The 7,220-nt window shown below is 71.5% G+C and carries 8 protein-coding genes; 5 read left to right on the forward strand and 3 right to left on the reverse strand.

Features of this window, described 5'->3' with window-relative positions:
- Nucleotides 1-207: 207 nt before the first annotated feature.
- Complete coding sequence (locus MCHT01_RS18340; RefSeq protein WP_148661599.1) at nucleotides 208-1,023, reverse strand: AraC family transcriptional regulator; 816 nt, start codon at nucleotides 1,021-1,023, stop codon at nucleotides 208-210.
- An 86-nt stretch (nucleotides 1,024-1,109) separates the two neighbouring features.
- Here MCHT01_RS18340 and MCHT01_RS18345 point away from each other — a divergent pair, with 86 nt between their 5' ends.
- A complete protein-coding gene (locus tag MCHT01_RS18345; RefSeq protein WP_067067172.1) occupies nucleotides 1,110-1,445 on the forward strand; it encodes a YciI family protein in 336 nt (111 codons plus the stop codon).
- A gap of 39 nt (nucleotides 1,446-1,484) precedes the next feature.
- On the opposite strand, the gene ampC is transcribed toward MCHT01_RS18345, so the two are convergent.
- Nucleotides 1,485-2,642 carry a class C beta-lactamase gene (ampC, locus tag MCHT01_RS18350; protein WP_439956174.1) on the reverse strand — a complete coding sequence of 386 codons (1,158 nt, stop codon included), beginning with the start codon at nucleotides 2,640-2,642 and terminating at the stop codon, nucleotides 1,485-1,487.
- A gap of 369 nt (nucleotides 2,643-3,011) precedes the next feature.
- Here ampC and MCHT01_RS18355 point away from each other — a divergent pair, with 369 nt between their 5' ends.
- From MCHT01_RS18355 to MCHT01_RS18365, 3 genes are all read left to right on the forward strand, one after another.
- On the forward strand, nucleotides 3,012-3,236 hold the full coding sequence (locus MCHT01_RS18355; RefSeq protein WP_148661600.1) for a hypothetical protein: 225 nt from the start codon (nucleotides 3,012-3,014) through the stop codon (nucleotides 3,234-3,236).
- Nucleotides 3,237-3,484: 248 nt separating this feature from the next.
- Nucleotides 3,485-3,937 (forward strand): hypothetical protein, encoded by a 453-nt coding sequence (locus MCHT01_RS18360; RefSeq protein WP_067067176.1) that lies wholly within the window; start codon nucleotides 3,485-3,487, stop codon nucleotides 3,935-3,937.
- Between the two features lie 101 nt (nucleotides 3,938-4,038).
- A complete protein-coding gene (locus MCHT01_RS18365; RefSeq protein ID WP_148661601.1) occupies nucleotides 4,039-4,461 on the forward strand; it encodes a hypothetical protein in 423 nt (140 codons plus the stop codon).
- Nucleotides 4,462-4,552: 91 nt separating this feature from the next.
- Here the strand turns inward: MCHT01_RS18365 and MCHT01_RS18370 are convergent, their stop codons facing one another.
- Nucleotides 4,553-6,487, reverse strand: coding sequence for a T6SS phospholipase effector Tle1-like catalytic domain-containing protein (locus MCHT01_RS18370; protein WP_067067180.1), 1,935 nt, complete (start codon nucleotides 6,485-6,487; stop codon nucleotides 4,553-4,555).
- A gap of 118 nt (nucleotides 6,488-6,605) precedes the next feature.
- Here MCHT01_RS18370 and MCHT01_RS26810 point away from each other — a divergent pair.
- Nucleotides 6,606-7,220, forward strand: a 615-nt coding sequence (locus tag MCHT01_RS26810; protein ID WP_176579648.1) for a hypothetical protein, incomplete at its 3' end; no start/stop codon positions are given.

Here is a 7,220-nt window from a genome sequence, read left to right on the forward strand (position 1 = left end):
AAAGCAGACAAAGCAGACAAAGCAGACAAAGCAGACAAAGCAGACAAAGCAGTCTCCGCGGAGGCCGCGGTCTCCGCAAACTCTGTCGCCGTCGCCGTCGCCGTCGCCGTCGCCGTCGCCGTCGCCGTCGCCGTCGCCGTCGCGGCGAGCGGTGCGGTTGACCCCAGGTGCGGGTGGTGGGGCTGGGGCGCGTCGGGTGTCATACGTTCAGCAGATCGCCTGACCGCGCAGCAGGCCTTGCGGCGTACTGCCCGTGGCGAGTCGCATCTCGCGGATGAAGTGCGACTGGTCGTAGAAACCGGCGCCGACCGCGAGCTCGGTCAACGCCATGCCGGCGCCATAGCTCAGCACCGCGGCGCGCAGCCGCACGGCGCGCGCGAAGCGCTTGGGACTGACACCGATGGTGGCGCGGAAGCGGCGCTCCAGCGTGTCCACGCTCATCGCCAACGCCTGGGCGAGTGTCGCGATCCGAAGGCCACCGGCCTCCTCGCGCAATCGGCGGACCGCCTCCACGATGGCCGGAGCGGGGGCCTCGGCGGCCGCGAGACGGTCGCTCACCGCGTGGGCGAGCCGGGCGACGCAGGTCGAGTCATCGGGCGCCTGCGCCATGGCCTGCGCCAGCGCCTCCAGGTCCGAGGCCGGCCACCACCCGGCCAGGTCCCAGGTGCCCTCCGCGGCACGCTCCGGATCGATGCCGAACATCGCGGCGGCCGCCGGATGCAGATGCACGAGCGCCAGCACGCTGCCGCCCTCGGTGCACACCGTGCGCGAGCTGCAATGCAGACCGGTCAGCGTGAAGCGGGGCAGCGGGGCCCAGGCCCCGTCGCGCCAGACGCTGGCCGATCCCGCGAGACGGACGCCGATGCTCAGGCGGCTCTCGGCGACCAGGGTGCGCACGGTCCGTCGCGGCGAGCGCAGCAGCGCCATCCCCTCGACCAGGCTGTCGATCGCGCGTGGGCGCGCCGGGGCCGGGCCGGCGGCGTGGGCGCCGACGGGCGGAGCGGGGAACTCGGTCAGTTGCATGTCGGATGGCGGCTGCGGCATTTGTCCAATCGCCGGCGGCGATGACGGGGCATTCTCGCGGCATCGCCCCCACAAGGACATCCACCATGGCCGTCTTCGCCTTCCTGTACCACCCCACCCGAACGCTCAGCGACGCCGAGCTCGCCGAGCGTGCCCAGCGCGTGCGCGCCTGGACGCTGGCCCAGCGCGAGGCGGGGCGCGTCCTGGTCGTCTCCGTCTTCGAGGCCGGCGCGCGCCTGCTGCCGCAGGACGCGCCGAGCGATCGCGCGCTCGAGCACGAGTCGGCGCTCGCCGGATGCACCTTCGTCCAGGCCGAGGACATGGCCGATGCGCTGGTCCTGGCGAGCGCCTTCCCTGGCCGCGCCTTCGGCACCGAGGTCGAGGTGCGGCCGGTGGGGGTATTCCTCACCCCGGCCCGGTGAGCGTCACGGCCGCGCCGCGCGGGCACGGCGCGACGGGGCTCACTTCGAGGTCTGCGCGAGCCGGTTCAGGATCTCGTAGCCGGCCGTGATGCGGTCCTCGTTCGGGTACACGCGATTGGCCAGCATGACGACGCCGATGCGGCGCGCCGGCACGTACAGCACGTAGGCGCCGAAGCCGCCCGTCGAGCCCGTCTTGTTGAACAGCCGCGTCCCCTCGGGCGTGGCCGCCAGGCGCTTCACCGGCACCAGCTGGCGCGCGATCGCGTTGCCCGCCTGCAGCGGTTCCAGCGCCAGCGGGTACGCGTACTGCTCCCAGCCCAGCGCCTGGGTCATCGCCCCGACCTCGTAGTAGCCGACGTGCGTGCCCTCGATGGCGCGCCGGACCATCGGATCGAGGCCGCTCGGATCGATGTTCAGCTGGACGAAGCGGATCAGGTCCGCGGCCGTCGTCTTGATGCCGTAGGCCTCGGCGTCCAGCACGCCGGGATTCACCCGCACCGGCTTGTCGCCGCGGTAGCCCGAGGCGTAGTCGCCCATCGCGCTCGCCGGCACCCGGACATGGGTGTGGGTCAGGCCGAGCTTGGGCAGCAGGTCCGATTCCATCGCGTCCGCATAGCCTTGCTGGAGCGCCACCGCGGCCACATGCCCGAACAGGCCGATGCTGGGATTGGAGTACAGCCGCTTCTCGCCCGGCGCCGCGACCGGCTTCCAGTCCTGGAAGTAGCGCGTCATGCCGGCCGGGCCCTTCGCCTCGACCTCGACCGGCACCTGCAGCGGCAGGCCGCCGGCGGTGTAGGTCCCCAGCTGCAGCAGCGTCGCGCGGTCGACGGGATGGCCCTGGAGCGCCGGCAGGAAGCGGCCGGGATGATCGTCCAGCGACATCTTTCCCCGCGCGACCGCATAGGCCGCGAGCGTCGCGTTGAAGGTCTTGCTCACCGAGCCGACCTCGAAGAGCGTCGCGTCGCCCACCGGCTGCCGGGACTCGCGTGAGGCGAGGCCGTAGTTGTAGACATAGGCGCGCCCGTCGATGGTCACCGCCACGGCCATGCCGGGGATGTCGTGCTTCGCGATCAGCGGACGCACGGCGGCGTCGACGACGGCGCGCAGCGTCGCGGCCTCGGTCGTGCCGGGCGTGTCGGACGGGCGTGCCGTGCCGGCGGGGTCGGTCGCGGTGGCCGGTTGCGCGGCCGAGGGCAGGGCGCAGGCCGCGAGCAGCGCGGCGGCGGCGGCGGTCGCCAGGGTGCTCAGGGTCGCGGGAAGACGCTGGAGCCAATGCATCGAATCACCTCTTCGGAATCGCCGTCGCGGGATGCGCGGCATGGGGGGAACGATAGGCCGGACGGGCGCGTCGGCGGCGACGAAGTCCTGTTACGCCGACGCGGCCGTAACGCCGCGCCGCGTCGATGCAGGGAAGGCCCGCATCGACGCCAGGCGCCCGTTCGGACGACCATCCGCCCGCGGTGCGCGCCCCACGGCGGCGCGTGTCGAAACTTGATGCAACGGGCATTGAATCTGCTGCGCCGCCGCATAGAGTGGCGGGGTTCCTGAGCACCACGGAGGTCCACCATGAATTCCCTTGCCATGGACTTGTTCCTGGACTCGTCGCCAGGCGAGCTCGTCGAGCTCCCTCACGCCGGCTCCGCCCTCGAGCACCCGCTGGTCTTCGACCGCGTCGCGCGCGACATCCAGCGGCTCGCCGCGGACGGTCGCCTCGAGGTGGTCCGACAGACCGTCACCACCGAGGGCGACGGCAGCCTGATCCAGGACCTGCAGTTCCGCCGCCTCCTCTGACGCTCGCCCGAACGCCCCGCTCAAGGGGCGTTCTGCTTTGGAGGGACCTGGTCCGAACGGGCTCTTCATGAGGTCCTCACGGGGTCGTCTCCACCAGATTGGGGACATCCCATTCGCCCGGACCGGTCCCCGCGCCCTCTGAGCGGGGCCGCCTCGCGCGTCCGGTTTGCGAACTAGGGGGCATCCGCGGCGCCCTCGATCTGCTAGTTTTTCCGCCCCAACCACCCCCTATCGGATTGGAGGAAGCGATGAAGCAGATCGTGATGAAGGCCGTGCTGGCCGCGAGTCTCGGCGTCTTGCCCTTCCTGGCGCCCGCGCCCGCGCTGGCCGGCGACTGGCCGATGACGCTCGGCGACTACTGGGAGGTCACCGGCGTCCATCTGAAGGACGGCGGCGCGCTGACCTATGCGCAGTTCCTGGCCAAGGACTGGAAGGCCGATCAGGAGTTCGCCAAGTCCAAGGGCTGGATCAAGTCCTACATGATCCTGAGCAACAACAACCCCCGCAAGGGCGAGCCCGATCTCTATCTGGTCGTGTCCTTCGACCGCATGGCCGCCGGCGCCGAGATGGAGAAGCGCAACGACGACTACCTCGCCTGGCGCAAGAAGTCCGAGGCGCAACTGCAGAAGGAATCGGGCAACCGCTTCGAGTTCCGCGAGATCGGTAGCTCGATGCTGCTGCAGGAGCTCAAGATCAAGTAAGCGTTTGTCAAGGCGTCATGAAGCGCTCGATATGATCCCGGTCGCCCCGCCCATCCCATTCCATACACAACACGGGCGGCGGCGACAGGGAGTGTCATCACATGCGATTGGTTTTGCTGCTGGTCGTCGCGGCGTTCGCGGGCGTTCTGGCCTGGAAGAAGCGCGACGAGATCCCGTTCCTGCGCGAGGCGCAGACGCAGATCCCCAAGGAGTTCAAGTTCGACAACGGCAGCGACAAGCCGCTGCCGCCCCTGCCGCCGCCGCTGAGCGAGCGCCAGGGGGACGCGCCCGGCGGCGTGCGCCGCTGCGTCGTGGACGGCAAGACGCTGTACACGAACGATCCGTGCCCCACGGGCAGCACCGAGCAGCGCGTCAAGACCGGCAACGTGTCCGTCGTGCCCGGCTACAAGCCGCCCAAGCCCGCCGAGACCCCGTCCAGCGGCATCCCGAACGCGCGCCAGCTCCTCGGTCCCAAGGGCGACCTGCAGGACAAGATGCTGGAGCGCGCCGAGCGTGGGCAGTGAGCCGCTGAACCGCTGAACGACCGGACGTTGCCGCCGCGCCGCCGAGGCCCGCGCCGGATGGGCCCGGATCCGGTCCGGTCGTGGCGCGGGGTCAGGCCTTGCGTCCCACCTTGCCGACGGCGTCGGTGGGCCAGACCGCCAGCAGCGCGCGGCCACCCCCGAAGACCGCCAGGGCCAGCGCCCAGGCGGCCAGCTTCGCGACCGAGCACAACCCCATCAGGCACAGCGTCAGCCAGGCGAAGGTCGGCAGCCCGCAGGCATCCATGGCCATGGCGGCCAGGACCAGCAGGTCCTCCGCCGCGTCGGTGCCGACCGCGACGGCGGGCAGCCAGCCCAGCGCGAGCAGCCACCAGGGGGTCAGGTCATGCGGCTTGCGCCAGCCGGCGGCCCAGGTGAACACGCGCGAGGACAGCCGCGCCAGCAGATAGCCGATCATGGCCAGGAACAGCAGGTCCCAGACCATGCCCCAGACCACGCCCGCGCGCAGGCCCGGCAGGCCGATCAGCGTCGGCGGATCGAGCGAGCGCTGGAGCACCACGTCGGCCTGCAGACGCGCGTAGCCGATCGCGGCGCGCGGCGCGTCGAAGAGGAAGTCGCGCACGCCGTCCTTCACCGTGACCCAGTCCAGCGGCGTGGCGGGCAGGGCGATCTCCAGGTTGGCGCGATCGCGCAGGTTCCAGCCCGACAGCGCCAGACACAGCCAGGCCAGCGCCAGCGCCGCGATCACCCAGGCGATCGAACGCCGCTGGTCCCAGACGCTGGGGCCGGGGCGGGGCGTGGGCGGGCACTGCGGCTCGACATCGACCAGGATGGGCGGCCGATCGGGGAATTGCACGCGCTCCGTCGTCATGCGGCGCACCGTCATTCCGGCCAGCGCCCAGATCGGCGTGTCGTGCAGCGCGTCGTGACGCAGCGGCACCGCGCCGGGGAAGGGCTCGGGCAGCGGCATGCCGAAGGCCATGTCGCCCCGCGACAGCGCGCCGAGCGGGGGCACGCCCAGCTCGGCGGCGGCCTCGTTGATCATCCATTGCAGCGAGGCGTCGGCCAGGCCGGTGCGGCCGTGCGGATGCAGCCGATCCTCCGACGAGCTCATCGGATAGCTGCCGCCGACGTCGCAGTGCACCCCGGGGAACCAGCACTGGCGGATGGTGCGGCGCACGGGGCGGCCCTTGACGTCGACGCCCTCGAGGTCGGCCTGGCAAGGCGTGTCGTAGACCCGCGGCAGGAAGGGCCAGCGGTGCTCGTCGAAGGCCAGCGCGTGCCGCACGTTGAGCATGTGCGGCTTGTCGGCGAAGGTCGCCGTCGCCGGATTGGTGCGCGAGCCGAAGGGCGGCAGACCCACCGACTCGACGGTGTCCCAGACGCCGACCCAGTGGATGTCGGCGGGACAGGCGAAGTTGTGGCGGACCTGGCGCGCCAGGTCATTGCGGTCGGCGCTGCCGGTGGGCTCCTCGGCGGGGCGGCCGGGCTCGGCGGCGGCCTTGCCGGGGTGGGCCCAGGCGCGGTGCAGCGAGCGGGCCAGCGCCTGGCTCACGGTCTTGCGGTTGGCCGCCTGGTCGTGTTCCGGCGGCAGCGAGAAGTAGATGCGGATCAGCGTCGGGATCAGTTCGCGGTGCTCGGGCCGCAGGATGCCGAACAGGTTCACCATGCCGACGATGGCCCGCGCGGTGAAGGCGCCGCGCGAGAAGCCGAAGCAGAAGATGCGGTCGTCGCGGTGCTCGTCGTACTCACGCATCAGGAAGGCGTAGCCCTCGCCGATGTTGTCGTAGACGCCCTGGCCCGAGGCCAGGCCGGCGACACGCTCGGACGTGCGCTTGAACCAGTCCAGCAGCCCGGTGGGCGGTGCCGACTGGGGCGACCCGACGCCGGGGTCGTAGTAGAGCAGCGTCGGGATCGTCGGCCGCTGACCGCGCAGGTAGCCGAAGAGCTTGAGGACGTTGGTGTCCTGGTAGCCGCCCGTCAGCGTGTTGTTGGTGCCGTCGCAGCACAGCACCAGGTTGCGCCTGGGGAGCGAGGTGGGTTCCAAGGCAGGCCTCCTGCGCGGCGCTGGGGCGCCGTCGAATGAGGCCGACCTTAGCTCACTCGCGCCGTTCCTGTTGTTTCTCCTTGTCCCTTTCCTTGTCGTCGGGGTGACGCGGATCCCGGTGAGCCTGGCTGGCCGCGCGCGCCGCCGCCTCGGCACGGCCGCGATCGCGGGCCTGCTGCTCCTGCTGGCGCTGGACCTGCTGCTCGCGCTGATGCTGTGCCTGCTCGCGCTGCTGCCCTTGTTGCGCCTGCTGCTCCTGACGACGCTGCGCGTCCTCGCGCTGCATCTGCTGCTCGCGGGATTGCTGGTCCCGCATCTGGCGGTCGCGCTGGGCCTGTTGATCGCGCAACTGCTGGTCGCGGGCCTGCTGGTCCCGTTGCGCCTGCTGATCCCGATGCGCCTGGTCGCGCATCTGCTGCTCGCGCTGGGCTTGCTGCTCCCGCAGTTGCTGGTCGTGCTGCGCCTGCTGCGCCTGCTGTTGCTCCCGCATCTGCTGGTCATGCAGTTGCTGGTCGCGCTGGCGCTGGGCCTGTTGCTGGGCCTGCTGCGCCTGCTGGGGATCCTGCCCCGGGGTCAGGCCTTGCGCGCGGGCACGGGGCGAGTAGGTGGGCACGGCCGCGGTGCTGGTGGGCACCGGCGCCGGCGCGTGGACCTGGGCCGGCAGTGCCGCCGCGAGGTGCGCCGCCGCCGGCACGTTGTTCTGGAAGGCCTTGCCGCTGGCGGTGGCGCCAGC

It is taken from the genome of Mitsuaria chitosanitabida ATCC BAA-476 = NBRC 102408 (assembly GCF_001598255.1).
Taxonomy (GTDB): domain Bacteria; phylum Pseudomonadota; class Gammaproteobacteria; order Burkholderiales; family Burkholderiaceae_C; genus Roseateles; species Roseateles chitosanitabidus.

Coding starts and splice junctions, on each gene's coding strand:
- MCHT01_RS18355 (WP_148661600.1), top strand. CDS start 3,012: ATGAATTCCCTTGCCATGGACTTGTTCCTGGACTCGTCGCCAGGCGAG.
- MCHT01_RS18345 (WP_067067172.1), top strand. CDS start 1,110: ATGGCCGTCTTCGCCTTCCTGTACCACCCCACCCGAACGCTCAGCGAC.
- MCHT01_RS18340 (WP_148661599.1), bottom strand. CDS start 1,023: ATGCAACTGACCGAGTTCCCCGCTCCGCCCGTCGGCGCCCACGCCGCC.
- MCHT01_RS18365 (WP_148661601.1), top strand. CDS start 4,039: ATGCGATTGGTTTTGCTGCTGGTCGTCGCGGCGTTCGCGGGCGTTCTG.
- MCHT01_RS18360 (WP_067067176.1), top strand. CDS start 3,485: ATGAAGCAGATCGTGATGAAGGCCGTGCTGGCCGCGAGTCTCGGCGTC.